The sequence below is a fragment of the Citrobacter sp. RHBSTW-00599 genome, assembly GCF_013784065.1.
GTDB lineage: Bacteria > Pseudomonadota > Gammaproteobacteria > Enterobacterales > Enterobacteriaceae > Citrobacter > Citrobacter braakii.
The window spans coordinates 15,104-30,471 of sequence record NZ_CP056718.1 but is presented as its reverse complement, the minus strand read 5'-3'; the positions used below and the strand labels follow the sequence as shown (position 1 = coordinate 30,471).

Below are 15,368 nucleotides of genomic sequence, written 5' to 3'. Positions count from 1 at the left end.
TTATGAACGTATTATTTCTTTGTACCGGTAACTCTTGTCGCTCCATTCTGGCTGAAGCAACGTTCAACCATCTTGCACCGGAGGGCTGGCATAGCATGAGTGCAGGAAGTCATCCAACCGGGCATGTACATCCTCGCTCACTTGCTTTGCTGCAACATGAAGGCATCTCCACCATAGGTTGCTACAGTAAATCGTGGGAAAGTTTGCCACTGGTACCAGATATCGTAATCAGTGTCTGTGGCTATGCAGCAAATGAAACTTGTCCTACCTATTTGGGACTTGTACTACGAAGCCATTGGGGGGTTGATGACCCGGCTCGTGTTACAGGTACAGATGAGGAGATTAATGCGGCTTTTATAAAGGCATATACCATCCTTCGAGCACGCATCGAGGCGTTTTTTACTCTTCCGTTGGCTGAGTTGCAAAAAGATAAAACCATGTTTAAAGCTGAACTGGATCGTATCGGCAATTTGATAGGTTAAGAATTTTTCCGTTTTTATGGTCTTTTAGGTGTAGAAACAAATAAATGAGCAAGCTATAACACGTCCTAATGCCTGGGCATACTGTAGTGGTGTAAATGATATCCAGCAGATGGTAGATGAAGACGGGAGCAAAGTGGTGGTTGATTTACGTGCCGAATCGACGGGTTACACTGCGCATCAACCTGAGATGCAGCGGGTGAATATACCATTAAGTGATCATACTGAAGTGCCAGAGGAGCAACTGTTTCGTAAAGCGATTTTTGCTGTGGTGGATACCAATCAAAAAGGGAAAAAAGTTGTATTTCATAGTGCCGCAAGTAAGGGGAAAAAATAATGTTTTAATTATATTCAATGTGAGGGATCCATCCCCCATCCAGTCTAACCAGACACCGCCTGGAGCGTTTCTGCTGAAGCCTCTCTCTCACGCGACTTGGCAGCAGCTAGGAGACTGTAATTTAAATTGTGTATCTTCCTGTTACATTTAAATCATTCCCTTGATGTTTTAAACATAACAGGAATATTTACGTTCCACTGCCAATCAAACCAATTAGAGATTTACTTTCTGCTACTCATCTTTTTCGGCAGTACTGCGCATGGCATCTTGCATCCAAGATGCCTTCAACATGTTTGTTTGTACAATGCCATCAATTTCCGAGAATACAGGTTCAGATAATGACTTAAACAGGCACTCAGGCATACTTTCAAAAAGCCAGCCAACTATCTTGTTGATATGCATCATCGCCCCCTTAGTCGCTTATCAAAATTATAGTTGAATACATTCGATTTTACAGATATGTTGTTAACTATTTCTGGGCAGCGATTACTGTAATCAGATGTCCACATACGGAGTAAGAATGTGCAGTTCTCCACCTTTCCGCTTTCCAAAAAGCTGAGGGCAGAGGCATGAATACGATACAGTTGCTGACATCTTCGGAATGCTAAAGTGGCGAGTTACCTTACTATTAATAGATAAATTGGGATGCTGGCGTTTCACTGTTAGGTTATACAGTATTTACACTCATATGTCGGTCTGAGTGATATCTGGTGGCAGTATGGATTGTCTTTAACTCGTTAAAAAAGGCATGGTATACATATGATTATTCAGATTTGTTTGGTGATGAGAGGAACATCTTTTTCTTTGTACCGAGAATTCCTATCGTTCCATTCTAGTCTGGCTGAAGCGACATTTAACGCGCTATGACCAGCATAAGTGCAGGCCCCCAACTGAAAGGATAGGGGGGTCTTTGTCCTGCGACAGCAGAGCAATAACATTTAGCGATGTATTAGCAGCAAAATGACCACTGGTTCTTGAACTGCTAACCTATGACCGTCTGAAAATGAAGGGTAAAGCGTTGCAATGACGAACACAATGTACAGTGTTCTTTTCTTGTGTTCTGGTAACTCGGCACAAATCATCTTTGCGGAGGTATTAATGAACCTGCTTAGTGACGGCATTTTTTAAGCATTCAGTGCCGGTTCTAATCCGGCCAGTTCGCCTCACCCCATGACACTCAGCATACTAAAAGGTCAGGGGGCAATACTGATACTTTACAGAGTGTAACATATGCAGGATTTTCAGCATTCGAGTGGTCCGCGTATTGATTTTATCTTTACATATTGTAGAAAAATGTCAGGCGAGGATTGTCTCGTGTTTCCTGGTGGAGCAATAAATAAAGGGCTCCAACTTTAGTTGAAGGTGATGATAAAGATAATTAATACGCCTTTGTTGGTATCGAATAGAAGATAATTACTCGCATCCGGGTTTTTAATCCTTTCACTTTATAAAATTGATAGTCTTTCATTACAAAATCAAATTCAACTAATGTGGGACACTGAATCTGAGGGCAGTTATGTATCCAATAGTAAAAATACTGGGAGTGTGTTTTGAAAATTAATGCAATTGCTCTGATTATATCTACCGTAGTTGGTATTTTATCAACTAGGATATTGTTCACATTCTATGATAATATGTTAGGAAACACTGCATTATTTGATACCGACATGTATGCAATATTGTTAATAGGTGCGCTTATTCAATATTTAGTATACTACTACCTTAAAAAGGTGATCAAATAACACTCTGTGTAACTATATGTTTTTGAGATGTTAAAATTCTATTCTTTGTCTTTTTTCTTTAACTGAAAGGTAAAAGGATTAAATCATATTTAAAGTCAAACAGGTTTGTTTGGAATGTTTAGCAGGTAAAAATTCACCAATATTTTTCAGGAGCTAAAAAAGTAAATGAGTAAGCAATATCACGCCCTATTACCTGGGCATATCTACTGCGGTGGTGTAAATGATATCCAGCAAATGGTAGATGAAGATGGGATCGAAGTGGTGGTTGATTTACGTGCTGAATCGACGGGTTGTGCTGCACATCAACCAGAGGTGCAATGGGTGCATATATCATTAAGTGATCATGCTGAAGAGCCTGAGGAGCAACTGTTTCATAAAGCGATTTTTGCTGTAGTAGATGCCTATCAAAAGGGGAAAAAGGTTGCATTTCATTGTGGTGCAGGCAGGGGGCGAACAGGAACTGTAGCAGCAGGAGTTTTACTGGAATTGAAGATCTGCAAATCTTTACCAGAGGCCGTAGAACTGGCCAAATCAAAACGTCCAGTATTGAATATTAAACCAATTCAATATGAGGCATTAACTCTCCTTTATCCTGCCTGACTAAATTATGAATCGCCACAGAATACCAGGTAATGTGCCAGCCAGGTAAGCACTGAGAGCCAGATTAATATTTTAGACTGGCTCTATTTCTGAAAATATCTATGTAGTTACATTTTGATTCAAGAATCAATCGATAGTAAATAATCAAGTCCTGATAAACACTCCTCCAGACATTCAGCTACAACTTTAATATAAGGATCAGTTTGACTGCCTAATAAATGAGTATACCCTTTCAGACCAGGTAAGTGAGCACATATAAATCCCTTTAAAATGCTCCAGGTATCGGGGGTGTTTAAATTTTCATTTGTCAGCACACAACTTATAAAAAGCAATTCCACACCAAAATGGTCACCAGGAACATGTTTATGTACCATCGGCAATTTGATGTTAAGCATAGAGGGAGCAAAATTGAATTTTTGATAGAAGTCTTCTTCTTCTGCTCCCCCTTCAAAGCTTGCTGCAGGAAATTGCCAGATGTCTCCATGACGTAAGCCATTACTGAAGACATGATTATAGGGTGGACAAAACAAACCAGATTGTGGGAAGCAGAAATAGTCATAAAACGCCTGCTGACATTCTTTAATCGCAAGGTTTTGCCCTGTACATTGCTTTATCCAGTCAATAAGCTCTTGTTCAGGGCTTTTGAGTAGTAAGGATCCAGCAATATCACAGGTTCTTCTCAACTCTTCCACTTCACACATACTTGCCCCCTACGCTTTGATAATTTTAGCTCGTGTATTAAAGAAACTGCTACTGCCACCAATTGGATCCATAAGCGGCATCCCCCATACATCTGGATCCAGTCGCATAATTGGATTTAAATTTATCCCCGCAGCCCGGATTTTACTGCCTTTAATTCGCTTCCCACCAATATCAATATCAGTTGCTCCGTAGCCCCAATGGCCATAGCCAACGATAAAGCTGATCACTCCGGGTGCAACACCATCTCTGAGCTTTACTTCACAACGCCTGCGCCCTTCAACAGTTTCGACCCATACACTATCACCGGTTTTCAAACCAAGAGCTTTCCCATCCTCGGTATTAATTTCAGCCCAGTTTGTCGGCTGTATCTCTCGGATAAAACTGTTGGAAGACAATCGGGACTGCGTCTGAAGTGCACTTTTTCGGGTCAATATTGTAAAATCCATACCTTTGCCCTGATCGAGCTCATCCACTTTTTTCCCCATCATAGTGAGGGATGGTTGCCAAAGTGCAGTTCCTGAAAAACGTTCACCGGTAAAACTATTTAGACCCTGAGCAATTTTTTCATTGTACATTCTGATACGGTTATTGAATTGATTTTTCAATTGCGTACCATTCCGTCTGGTAGTCACTGGCTCAAAACGACCACCGCGTGACATTAAAAATAGTACTTTTCTCCATTCATCAGACTTAAGACTACTGGAATATTTCTTCTGGTAATCTTCAAGACCGGCAATTTTTATATCATCCTCAGTTGCATCTGATACTGGTGTTCCACTATAAGCAACGTTTGCAGTACCTTTCAGATAGTAATCCTCCATTTTTTCGAGAGGCCATAGAGTTCCATTACTGTCAGGAATTGCATTTTTCCCAAACCCAGCCATGTTTAATTTCGAAGCTATATCAATAAAGAAAGTCTCAAGACAAAAATGTTGTCCCGCTTGATTCTTTCCAGTCAACGGCTCGATAACGGGATAACGTACAGCAGTCCCCTTGACCATTGTTGCTTCCAGCATCGGATGCTGGACATAACGTTCCAGATATGTAATGTCAGGGATAATATAATCTGCATACATGCTGGTATCACTAACGACAATATCACTGGCAATAATTAATGGTATTTTTGTTGGGTCACAAATCCCTCGAATAATATCTTCTTTACCCATGCCTGGAGCGCTGTATAAAGGTGTACACATATGCCACAACAGAATGTCGGCTGTATACGGATAACCTTCCAGTGCTGAAGGCAAGATATCACTGAAAATATCTTTAGTGAAAGGGAACCACGGCCTTTTAGCTGGGTAGGGGGGTTCGCCACGAGCAACCTTTGTCTTAAATTCAGTAGAGTCTTCATAACGAAAACCATCTTCACGTGTAATTTTTATACCAAATTGAGCTGGCACCAAAGAAGGAATAGCAGTTAGGTCATATACTCCTTTGTCATAAGGGAATCCACCTCCCCCGAGGGAACCACCACCACTCCAGTTCAAATTACCGATTAAGACGTTCAACTGATTTATTGCAAAACCTGTATAGTAACCGTTCGGGTGCTGTGCAATTCCACGATAAAACTCTGTGGATGCTTTCCGACCATGTTTAGTGAACTCATCAGCTAAATTGACAATATCGTCAACGCGAACACCACTGATATCGGCATAATACTCTAGAGAATAATCACTCGCTGATGTCTTTAATAAATGAAATGCTGTAGCAACTCCTATACCATTAACATTTCCGCTATAATCCAGCATTGCTTTAACACATTTTTCCGCTAATTCTGGAATGCCAGAGAGATTAATTACGACACTGTCTTTACTGTCCCCCAAGGCAGCTTCACTAGATGTAATAAATTTCCCAAAATTAGGGTGTGTTTCATCGGTAATAATCAGATAACTGGCATCCGTGAAACAAGTTTCACCTGCATTTTTGGCAGAAGATTGATTTGGATAACTTAAAAAATCCGTATTATGGCGATTATGTTCTATGATCCAGCTTATCATTCCCATTGCGATAGCACCATCTGTGCCTGGTCGCGGAGCAAGCCAGAACATATTTGGGTCATCCGTTATAGTTCGGGGTAATACTGGATCAATAACAGCAATTTTGCAGCCCTTTGAACGCGCCTCTGCTGAGTATTTCCCTAATGTCTGCATAGGGAAATTAGCTTCTCCAGGCGCGGTTCCCCAATACAAAACAAACTCTGACTCACAAAGATCTGCTTTAAAATTATTATGCCCAGTATATACAGCACTCGTAGCAATGTGATGGCTTAATTCGCATATATTGGTGTGTTCGTAATTATTAACAGTGCCAAAGGATTTCGCGAAACGCGTCTGAAAATCTTTTCGCGTTTTAACAATACGTCCGCTTTGTATAACAAGCTTATTAGATACTCGCCCTAAGTCATGATTGTTATCATCAATCCATTCATCACGTTTTTCGTATAATGCCCGGAATCCTTTTATCTCAAGGTTTTGACTAGCCTCATCACCTGTATCAGCGAAAATCTTTCCACCATTGACCACTTCATCGATCAGTTTTTCCCACTCAATAGGTACCCATTTATTACTTCCTCTCGGGCCAGAGCGTTTCAGGGGAACTGTCAGTCGATATGGGTCGTAAGCTGTTTGTAGACCCGCGTTCCCTCGGGCACACAGTGTACCAGGGGTATTGGCTGTGTCCACCACCGGGATGTTCATATCCTTATAGTCAATCAATGTGTTCGGATGATATGGATTACCCTGTAAGCGTTCCAGTTTTCCGGTTTTACGATTCACTTTGGCTCTCAGTCCACACTCTCCATGACACTGAAGACATACAGAATGACGTACCATATAATTGGGATTTATAACATGCTGGCCAGTTTCTTTATCAAGCAGCCATTCGGGTTCAGTTGACTGACCATAAAAGGTTGATTTTGCTTGCTCTCCTGCATCTGAGAATGTACCTGCACGGTAAAATACTTTGCCATAAATACTGGCACCAACACCTACACCTAGCGCGGCACAACCTGTAAGAAAATGACGTCTGTTCATTTAATTTCTCCTCCTGTCTGTGCCGGATATTTGTGTTGGAAATTCTCATAAAGCAATATGACTAAAGCAAGAATACCTACCATAAAAAATATACTACCAACAGAATATAAATATTCTTTTGGTTCGGGGTGATAAGTAAAGACTCCGGCACTGCTACGACTCGTTCCCTGCCCCCCAACCAACAAAAGAAAACGAACACCCCAGGCAGAGATAGCAGATAGAATAATGATAATTGTGTAGTGGAGTTTATTTTTAGATTTAATTACAGAAATCATAACGCAAGCTAAAACTAACGCTCCCACAGTAATTATCTGCGTTGCTAAATAGTTAGAATCAAGTAAACCAAAGGAGGTGCTAATAGTTTCTCCCGCAAAGACATGCCCCCACCATGTGAATAGCAATAAGATAAACATAGTAATAAGCATCACACCAAGCCCGCAATAAGATGAAATTACTGCCGGTTGTTCATTACTATGTTTAGAAACTAAACTGTAGGCTATAAATCCAGTATAAAGTCCACTAAGTAACATTAAGACTGCAGACAGTGGTGTATTCCAGAGTGCAATACCATGCTCATTAGTCATGAATATTCCAGAGTACATCCCTAAAAATATCCCAGTTCCTATAAGAAGGATTTTCGTTAATTTATCAACAAAAATAGACAGCTTTAATGGCGTGAGTTGCAGGATTAGTAGTAGGCAAAACAGGGGTAAAATCAGTACGCCATATTTTATTATTGAACCGTACCAGTGTTCCCAACCATATATAAACCCATAAATTAACCGGCCGGGTTGTTGTACCTCTGCTAATACATTTAATATACCTCCAAACGCTAATGCAAAAGCCAATGCCACAGGTAAAAGGTTAGTCTTTGACTGACTCCCCCAGTTAAGGAAGGACCAGATAACAGCGAGACCTCCTGATGCACCTAACAATAACGAGTAATTAATAAAAAGCAAGCCAAATGGAGATTGATGTGCAATATTTAAAATGGTCGTCATCATGATTTACTCCTGATTTACCCAGGGGAGTTCCTGATCGAAAACATCAGAAAACTCTTTCGTCCAAGTCTTACTTTTTATGTCTTCTCCTACAGTCATTTCATTGATTAACCCAATATAAAATACCTGAGGCTTGTTACCCGTTGCTGGATTCAAAACATTTGTTATATGATCTGAATATAATTTATGCACTTCACTTTCTTTGTCATTCAGATCACCAAAAACCCTTGCTGCACCGACACAAGTTTCGACACAGGCAGGGACGAGGCCCTGTTCTATACGATGCGCGCAAAAGGTACATTTATCAGCTGTTTTGGTTTCAGTATTAATAAAACGAGCATCATAAGGGCAGGCAGTAACACAGGCACCACAACCCCAACAAATATCCTGATTGATAAGAACAATGCCATCATTGCGTTTAAACGTAGCACCTGTTGGACAAACAGGGACACAGCTAGGGTTTTCACAATGGTTACATAGACGCGGAAGAAACTGTCTTTTGGTTTTTGGATATTGACCAACTTCAATATCGGCGACCCAGGTTCTGAATTGCCCTGGCGGAGCGTGATTCTCGATTTTGCAACTGACAGTACATGCCTGACAACCTACGCATTTACGCAGATCTATGACCATACACCAGTGCTGTTTTTTTTCAGTAATTCTTGGGGTTGCCTGAGCAGGAGCTATAACAAGTGCAGCTCCAGTCGCAATGGCTAATGTAGATATAAGTTTCCGTTTTTGGGAATCTTTTGGAGAGTCGTCATCATCGGTATTCATAGTTACCCTTCAATTTATTGTTTACATAAATATGAATAAAAAGACATAACAAAAGAAAACAGATGTAGTATGGGTGTATGAACTTGTCATTGTTTTGACATTTATCAATTATATTCGTTTATGCATATGTGTTGTTGATTTTCATCTCCGCAGGAGATATTGTTACCTAAACGAACAGGAGGAATGATGTCGCTTACTTCCCTACAACTCTTTAAGAATCTGTCTGATGAAACACGTCTGGGTATTGTTCTCATACTCAGAACTATGGGGGAGTTGTGCGTATGTGATCTTTGCACTGCACTTGATCAATCACAGCCTAAGATCTCCCGGCATCTGGCTATGTTGCGAGAAAGTGGGATTTTGCTTGATAGTAAACACGGTAAATGGGTTCATTACCGGTTGTCCCCACACATTCCTTCATGGGCTGCACAGATTATTGAGCAGGCCTGGTTAAGCCAACAGGACGATCTTCAGGCCATCGCCCGCAAACTGGCTTCAGTCAACTGCACTAACAGCAGTAAGGCTATTTGTATTTAAAAATTTGCCTGAATATATATGATTTTCCACATATGAGGTATTGAGAATGAAAACGCTAGCGGTATTCGACCCGGCAATGTGTTGTAGCACCGGAATCTGCGGTACTGATGTCGATCAGGCTCTGGTTGATTTTTCCGCGGATGTGCAATGGCTGAAACAACGAGGTGTTCAGGTAGATCGTTTCAATCTGGCACAGCAACCGATGAGCTTTGTCCAGAACGAGAAAGTTAAAGCATTTATTGAGGCTTCTGGTGCGGAAGGGCTGCCATTACTGTTACTGGATAGCGAAACAGTGATGGCCGGGCGTTATCCGAAACGGGCTGAACTTGCACGGTGGTTTGGAATTCCGCTGGAGAAAGTAGGATTAGCGCCTTCAGGCTGCTGCGGTGGTAATACTTCTTGTTGTTAAGTATGTCAGGAGGACATATGAAATTCTTACAGAACATCCCCCCTTATCTGTTTTTTACTGGTAAAGGAGGCGTTGGTAAAACCTCTATTTCCTGCGCCACGGCGATCCGTCTGGCAGAACAGGGTAAACGAGTGCTGCTGGTCAGTACCGATCCGGCCTCAAACGTAGGCCAGGTCTTTGGCCAGGTTATTGGCAATACTATTCAGCCAATAGCCACTGTTCCTGGATTGTCGGCACTTGAGATTGATCCTCAGGCCGCTGCGCAACAGTACCGGGCCAGAATCGTTGACCCTATTAAAGGTGTCCTGCCTGATGACGTCGTTAGCAGCATCAACGAACAACTGTCTGGTGCATGCACAACAGAGATTGCGGCTTTTGATGAGTTTACCGGATTACTGACAGACGCCACTTTGCTGACCCGGTTTGACCATATCATCTTTGATACCGCGCCAACCGGCCATACTATTCGCCTTCTCCAGTTGCCTGGAGCCTGGAGCAGCTTTATTGACAGCAATCCCGAGGGCGCATCCTGCCTCGGCCCGATGGCGGGGCTGGAAAAACAGCGTGAACAGTATGCCCATGCCGTTGAAGCACTGTCCGACCCAGCGCGTACCCGCCTGGTTTTAGTTGCCAGACTGCAAAAATCCACCCTGCAAGAAGTCGCCCGAACTCATTTAGAACTCGCCGCAATTGGCCTTAAAAATCAGTACCTGGTCATTAATGGCGTTCTGCCCAAAACTGAAGCGGCAAACGATACACTGGCTGCGGCTATATGGGACCGTGAACAGGAGGCGCTGGCCAATCTTCCTTCTGACCTTTCCGGTCTGCCAACTGACACGTTATTCCTCCAACCACTCAATATGGTCGGCGTGGCTGCATTAAGTGGGCTTCTCTCCTCTCAGCCTGAGGCAGCATCATCTTCTGAAGAATACATTCAGCAACGACCTGAAATTCCGTCGCTCTCAGCGTTAGTCGATGATATTGCCCGTAACGAACATGGTCTGATAATGCTAATGGGCAAAGGCGGTGTGGGGAAAACCACGATGGCGGCAGCCATTGCCGTCAGACTGGCCGAAATGGGATTTGATGTCCATCTGACCACCTCAGATCCAGCAGCACACCTCAGCACAACCCTGAACGGTAGCCTTAACAATCTGCAGGTCAGCAGAATCGATCCTCACGAGGAAACAGAACGCTATCGTCAGCATGTTCTTGATACCAAGGGTGGAGAACTGGATGAAGCGGGTAAACGCCTGCTGGAAGAAGATTTACGCTCTCCTTGTACCGAAGAGATTGCGGTCTTCCAGGCCTTTTCACGGGTGATTCGTGAAGCGGGTAAGCGCTTCGTGGTCATGGATACGGCACCCACCGGGCATACCCTACTGCTGCTGGATGCCACCGGGGCGTATCACCGCGAAATTGCTAAGAAAATGGGCGATAAAGGCCATTTCACCACGCCAATGATGCAGCTTCAGGACCCGGAGCGAACCAAAGTGTTACTGGTCACGCTGCCGGAAACCACGCCCGTGCTTGAGGCGGCAAATTTGCAGGCCGACCTTGAACGCGCAGGGATTCATCCCTGGGGCTGGATTATCAATAACAGCCTTTCCATTGCGGATACCCGTTCGCCGCTGCTTCGTCTGCGGGCGCAACAGGAACTTCCGCAGATCGAGAGTGTTAAACTCCAGCATGCCAGTCGCGTAGCTCTTGTTCCTGTACTGGCGTCAGAACCGACCGGCATCGACAAACTCAAACAACTCGCTGGTTAATTATTGTCATTATTCGGGGCAGCTTTGCTGCCCTTTCGGGAGGTTATATGTTACTGGCAGGAGCCATTTTTATCCTGACCATCGTGTTGGTTATCTGGCAGCCAAAGGGATTAGGCATTGGCTGGAGCGCCACGCTGGGTGCCGTACTGGCTCTGGCATCGGGTGTGATTCATATCGCCGATATTCCGGTGGTGTGGAATATCGTCTGGAACGCCACGGCCACCTTTATTGCCGTCATTATCATCAGTCTGTTGCTGGATGAGTCCGGCTTTTTTGAATGGGCTGCACTGCACGTTTCCCGCTGGGGCAATGGGCGTGGACGTCTGCTATTTACCTATATTGTTCTGCTCGGCGCGGCGGTGGCGGCATTGTTTGCCAACGATGGCGCGGCGTTAATTCTGACGCCGATCGTTATCGCCATGCTACTGGCGCTGGGATTCAGTAAAAGCACCACGCTGGCTTTCGTGATGGCCGCAGGGTTTATTGCCGATACCGCCAGCTTGCCACTTATCGTATCGAACCTGGTCAATATCGTTTCGGCTGATTTCTTCAAACTGGGATTCACGGAGTATGCGTCAGTTATGGTGCCGGTGGATATTGCCGCCATTGTCGCCACGCTGGTGATGCTGCATCTTTTTTTCCGCAAAGATATCCCGCCCACTTATGAGCTGGCGCGACTGAAAGAACCCGCAAAAGCCATCAAAGATCCTGCAACGTTCAGAACCGGCTGGGTTGTGCTCCTCCTTCTGCTGGTCGGTTTTTTTGTCCTTGAGCCGATGGGGATCCCTGTGAGTGCGATTGCGGCAGTGGGGGCGGCAATCCTGTTTGCGGTGGCCAAAAAAGGTCATGGTATTAACACCGGTAAAGTGCTGCGCGGCGCGCCCTGGCAGATCGTGATCTTCTCACTGGGGATGTATCTGGTGGTCTACGGGTTGCGTAACGCCGGTCTGACGGATTATCTCTCTGACGTGCTGAACGTACTGGCAGATAAAGGACTGTGGGCCGCCACGCTGGGGACGGGATTCCTGACCGCATTACTCTCTTCTATTATGAACAATATGCCGACCGTATTGATTGGCGCATTGTCAATTGATGGCAGCACCGCGACCGGTGTTATCAAAGAGGCGATGATTTATGCCAACGTCATTGGCTGCGATCTGGGGCCGAAAATCACCCCTATTGGTAGCCTGGCAACACTGCTCTGGCTGCATGTACTTTCACAGAAGAACATGACCATCACCTGGGGATACTATTTCCGCACCGGGATCGTCATGACTCTGCCTGTGCTGTTTGTAACGCTGGCCGCGCTGGCGCTACGTCTCTCTGTCACATTGTAATGAGATTCTGATATGAGCAACATCACTATTTATCACAACCCAGCCTGCGGCACCTCGCGTAATACGCTGGAGATGATCCGCAACAGCGGTACCGAGCCGACCATTATTCTTTACCTTGAGAACCCACCTTCGAGGGATGAGCTGGTTAAACTCATTGCCGATATGGGTATTTCAGTACGAGCGCTGCTGCGTAAAAACGTTGAGCCTTACGAGCAACTGGGTCTTGCAGAAGATAAATTTACTGACGATCAGCTCATCGACTTTATGTTGCAACACCCAATTCTGATTAACCGTCCGATCGTGGTTACGCCGCTGGGAACCAGACTGTGCCGTCCTTCTGAAGTGGTTCTGGATATCCTGCAGGATGCGCAGAAAGGGGCTTTCGCTAAGGAAGACGGTGAAAAGGTCGTTGATGAAGCAGGAAAACGGCTGAAATAAATAATAAGGGGGCGAATGCCCCCCTTATTCGTACCTCAGAGCATCATGCCTGAATCCGATGGTAACGTGCTGTTCCCTTCGCCCAGATTTCGTTGCAGCAACACTGTGTCAAGCCAACGACCATGCTTGAAGCCAATATTTTTCAGCGTACCAATCTCAGTAAATCCAACCTGCTGATGGACTTTCAGCGAACCTTGATTATTGCTATCGCCAACAATAGCAATCATCTGCCGATAGCCGTGAGTTTCTGCCCAGGCAATGACGTAGCGCAGCAACGCTTTTCCTGTCCCCTGACGCTGTGCGTCCGGGTGAATATAAATCGAATCTTCGAGAGTGTGGCGGTAGGCGTAGCGTTCACGGTAACGAGTGAGATAACAATACCCGATAACCTTTTCTTCCTCTAACGCGACAACCCACGGTAGCGCCTGATTGCGGATCTTTTTCAGGCGGGTAAGCATCTCGTGGGTATCCGGAGGTTCAGTTTCAAAGCTGGCGGTACCGTGAAGAACATGATGGGCGTAGATATCGCGTATAGCGGGGATGTGCTTTTCTTCTGCGTTAACGATTTTCATTGTTCTGTTCCCGTTGGCATCTTTTTCAAGGTTACTTGAAAATCCTGAGGAAAGGTAAATACAAAAGCTTATGACCCAATAATCAGGCTAATCTTCAATCCCATCTTTTGTTTTCATTCATGCAGGGAGACAAATATGTGCTTCCAGTACCCATATTTTTTATGTTACTTTTCCGTTATATCTAAAATGACATAACGGAAAAGGGAAACACATGTCCTCAGAATCAAAACGGAACGGAAAAGGTTTTTTATCAGGCACGTTAATAGGTGCTTTAGGCGGCTTAATTGGCCTCGGTGGCGCTGAGTTCCGCCTTCCCGTCCTGATGGGTAGTTTCAAAATGCCGACGCTTGAAGCGGTTATTTTTAACAAAGCGATGAGCCTTACTGTTGTCGCTGTTGCGTTGATATTCCGCACAAAATCCATCGCCGTCGACCAGCTGTTTGCTCATCTTGATATTGTCATCAATTTGCTGGCCGGGAGCCTTATCGGTGCATGGTGGGCAGCAGGAAGAGCCATAAAAATGTCCCGTATCTGGCTGGACAGAACCATTCTGCTCCTGCTTGTTATCCTGTCATTCGTCATGCTTTCAGAAGCATGGATGCCTCTGCATGATAGCTCCGCTGGATTATTCCAGCCCGGAATCGCGACCATTATTGCGGGTGTTATTGCGGGTTTCTTCATCGGGAATGTTGCTGCTCTGCTGGGTGTTGCAGGGGGAGAGCTCCTGATACCAACCATTGTTATCCTTTTTGGGGCAGACATCAAACTAGCAGGCAGTTTGTCACTCATGATCAGTTTACCGACGATGATTGTGGGGTTCTCTCGCTACACTAATGCAGATGCTTTCCAGATCCTGAGAAAAGAGAAAAAACTTTTTGTGTGGATGGTCATCGGTTCCGTTATAGGTGCCGCTATTGGGGGCCTTATGCTCGGTATGTTCCCGGTAAGAGTGCTTATGACGCTATTAGGCGCGGTACTTCTTATTTCCGCAATCAAAACCTTTAAGCATACCCGGCAAAGTTAATAGTGGTTTACGCTTTGGACTATTCCGCATCACAGAGAAAATGATTTCGAAAAGGTATCAGAATGAAAAACACCCCCCTTAAATCAAACTTAATCTTAGTCAGACCAAGGATCTATATTAACGACAACATCTCGCTAGGGCCGGGGAAGGTTGACCTTTTAAGGGCGATTGATGGCTTTCACTCTCTTTCTGCGGCAGCTAAAGATTTGGGGATACCTTATAAAAGAGCATGGCTCTTAATTGACACTTTGAATAAGGGAATTGGTCAGCCAGTGGTAATCACTTCCACTGGTGGTAACAAAGGTGGTGGGACAGTTCTGACGCCATTGGGGCGTAGCCTGTTGACCTGGTATGACCAGGTCGAGGCCCATCTCAATGAGCAATCTCAGCAACAGTTAACAGAACTCGAAAAGATTATTTTTAATGTACGATTAAATCATTAGATGTAAAGGATAAGCATTATAATAAATTAATAAAAAAGAAAGTTATCTCTTTGTCTATTGCTAACTGAAAATTACATTTTGTAGTTAGATTAAAAATAACGTATCTTGCTTTATGGGTTTTATTCCATCACTCCAGAGTAAAATTCAATTTCAATATTAAATGTAA

16 protein-coding genes are annotated in these 15,368 nt (G+C 44.2%); 10 read left to right on the top strand and 6 right to left on the bottom strand.

The window, feature by feature from the left end; genetic code table 11:
- The first annotated feature begins 2 nt into the window (after positions 1–2).
- Both HV243_RS24840 and HV243_RS24835 read left to right on the top strand, forming a co-directional pair.
- Complete coding sequence (locus HV243_RS24840) at positions 3–482, top strand: arsenate reductase ArsC (protein ID WP_057102352.1); 480 nt, start codon at positions 3–5, stop codon at positions 480–482.
- 109 nt (positions 483–591) lie between these two features.
- Positions 592–816 (top strand): hypothetical protein, encoded by a 225-nt coding sequence (locus HV243_RS24835; RefSeq protein ID WP_057102348.1) that lies wholly within the window; start codon positions 592–594, stop codon positions 814–816.
- 231 nt (positions 817–1,047) lie between these two features.
- Here the strand turns inward: HV243_RS24835 and HV243_RS24830 are convergent, their stop codons facing one another.
- The gene (locus HV243_RS24830; protein ID WP_156485358.1) at positions 1,048–1,221 is read right to left on the bottom strand and encodes a hypothetical protein; all 174 of its coding nucleotides are present in this window, start codon (positions 1,219–1,221) and stop codon (positions 1,048–1,050) included.
- 1,502 nt (positions 1,222–2,723) lie between these two features.
- Here HV243_RS24830 and HV243_RS24825 point away from each other — a divergent pair.
- On the top strand, positions 2,724–3,158 hold the full coding sequence (locus tag HV243_RS24825; RefSeq protein ID WP_057102346.1) for a dual specificity protein phosphatase family protein: 435 nt from the start codon (positions 2,724–2,726) through the stop codon (positions 3,156–3,158).
- A 119-nt stretch (positions 3,159–3,277) separates the two neighbouring features.
- On the opposite strand, the gene HV243_RS24820 is transcribed toward HV243_RS24825, so the two are convergent.
- From HV243_RS24820 to dsrO, 4 genes are read right to left on the bottom strand one after another with little or no spacing between them, the layout of a single operon-like run.
- Complete coding sequence (locus tag HV243_RS24820; protein WP_057102345.1) at positions 3,278–3,859, bottom strand: hypothetical protein; 582 nt, start codon at positions 3,857–3,859, stop codon at positions 3,278–3,280.
- Positions 3,860–3,868: 9 nt separating this feature from the next.
- Entirely contained in the window at positions 3,869–6,895 is a 3,027-nt protein-coding gene (locus tag HV243_RS24815; RefSeq protein ID WP_057102344.1) for a molybdopterin-dependent oxidoreductase, read from the bottom strand.
- On the bottom strand, positions 6,892–7,899 hold the full coding sequence (locus HV243_RS24810; RefSeq protein ID WP_057102343.1) for a hypothetical protein: 1,008 nt from the start codon (positions 7,897–7,899) through the stop codon (positions 6,892–6,894). Before HV243_RS24810 ends, HV243_RS24815 begins: the two co-directional genes overlap by 4 nt.
- Positions 7,900–7,902: 3 nt before the next feature.
- A complete protein-coding gene (gene dsrO / locus HV243_RS24805; protein WP_181604104.1) occupies positions 7,903–8,673 on the bottom strand; it encodes a sulfate reduction electron transfer complex DsrMKJOP subunit DsrO in 771 nt (256 codons plus the stop codon).
- A 186-nt stretch (positions 8,674–8,859) separates the two neighbouring features.
- Here dsrO and HV243_RS24800 point away from each other — a divergent pair, with 186 nt between their 5' ends.
- From HV243_RS24800 to arsC, 5 genes are read left to right on the top strand one after another with little or no spacing between them, the layout of a single operon-like run.
- Entirely contained in the window at positions 8,860–9,210 is a 351-nt protein-coding gene (locus tag HV243_RS24800) for a transcriptional regulator (RefSeq protein ID WP_032288320.1), read from the top strand.
- 46 nt (positions 9,211–9,256) lie between these two features.
- Positions 9,257–9,619, top strand: a complete 363-nt coding sequence (arsD, locus tag HV243_RS24795) for an arsenite efflux transporter metallochaperone ArsD (RefSeq protein ID WP_057102341.1) — start codon at positions 9,257–9,259, stop codon at positions 9,617–9,619.
- Between the two features lie 17 nt (positions 9,620–9,636).
- On the top strand, positions 9,637–11,388 hold the full coding sequence (gene arsA / locus HV243_RS24790) for an arsenite efflux transporter ATPase subunit ArsA (protein WP_181604103.1): 1,752 nt from the start codon (positions 9,637–9,639) through the stop codon (positions 11,386–11,388).
- Positions 11,389–11,435: 47 nt separating this feature from the next.
- Positions 11,436–12,725, top strand: coding sequence for an arsenite efflux transporter membrane subunit ArsB (arsB, locus tag HV243_RS24785; RefSeq protein ID WP_011117597.1), 1,290 nt, complete (start codon positions 11,436–11,438; stop codon positions 12,723–12,725).
- 12 nt (positions 12,726–12,737) lie between these two features.
- Complete coding sequence (gene arsC, locus HV243_RS24780; RefSeq protein ID WP_032288324.1) at positions 12,738–13,163, top strand: glutaredoxin-dependent arsenate reductase; 426 nt, start codon at positions 12,738–12,740, stop codon at positions 13,161–13,163.
- Positions 13,164–13,198: 35 nt separating this feature from the next.
- Here the strand turns inward: arsC and HV243_RS24775 are convergent, their stop codons facing one another.
- Entirely contained in the window at positions 13,199–13,735 is a 537-nt protein-coding gene (locus HV243_RS24775; protein WP_032288325.1) for a GNAT family N-acetyltransferase, read from the bottom strand.
- Positions 13,736–13,946: 211 nt separating this feature from the next.
- Between HV243_RS24775 and HV243_RS24770 the strand changes: the two genes are divergently transcribed.
- Positions 13,947–14,759, top strand: a complete 813-nt coding sequence (locus HV243_RS24770; RefSeq protein WP_181604102.1) for a sulfite exporter TauE/SafE family protein — start codon at positions 13,947–13,949, stop codon at positions 14,757–14,759.
- A 62-nt stretch (positions 14,760–14,821) separates the two neighbouring features.
- On the top strand, positions 14,822–15,202 hold the full coding sequence (locus tag HV243_RS24765; RefSeq protein WP_181604101.1) for a winged helix-turn-helix domain-containing protein: 381 nt from the start codon (positions 14,822–14,824) through the stop codon (positions 15,200–15,202).
- Positions 15,203–15,368: the final 166 nt, after the last annotated feature.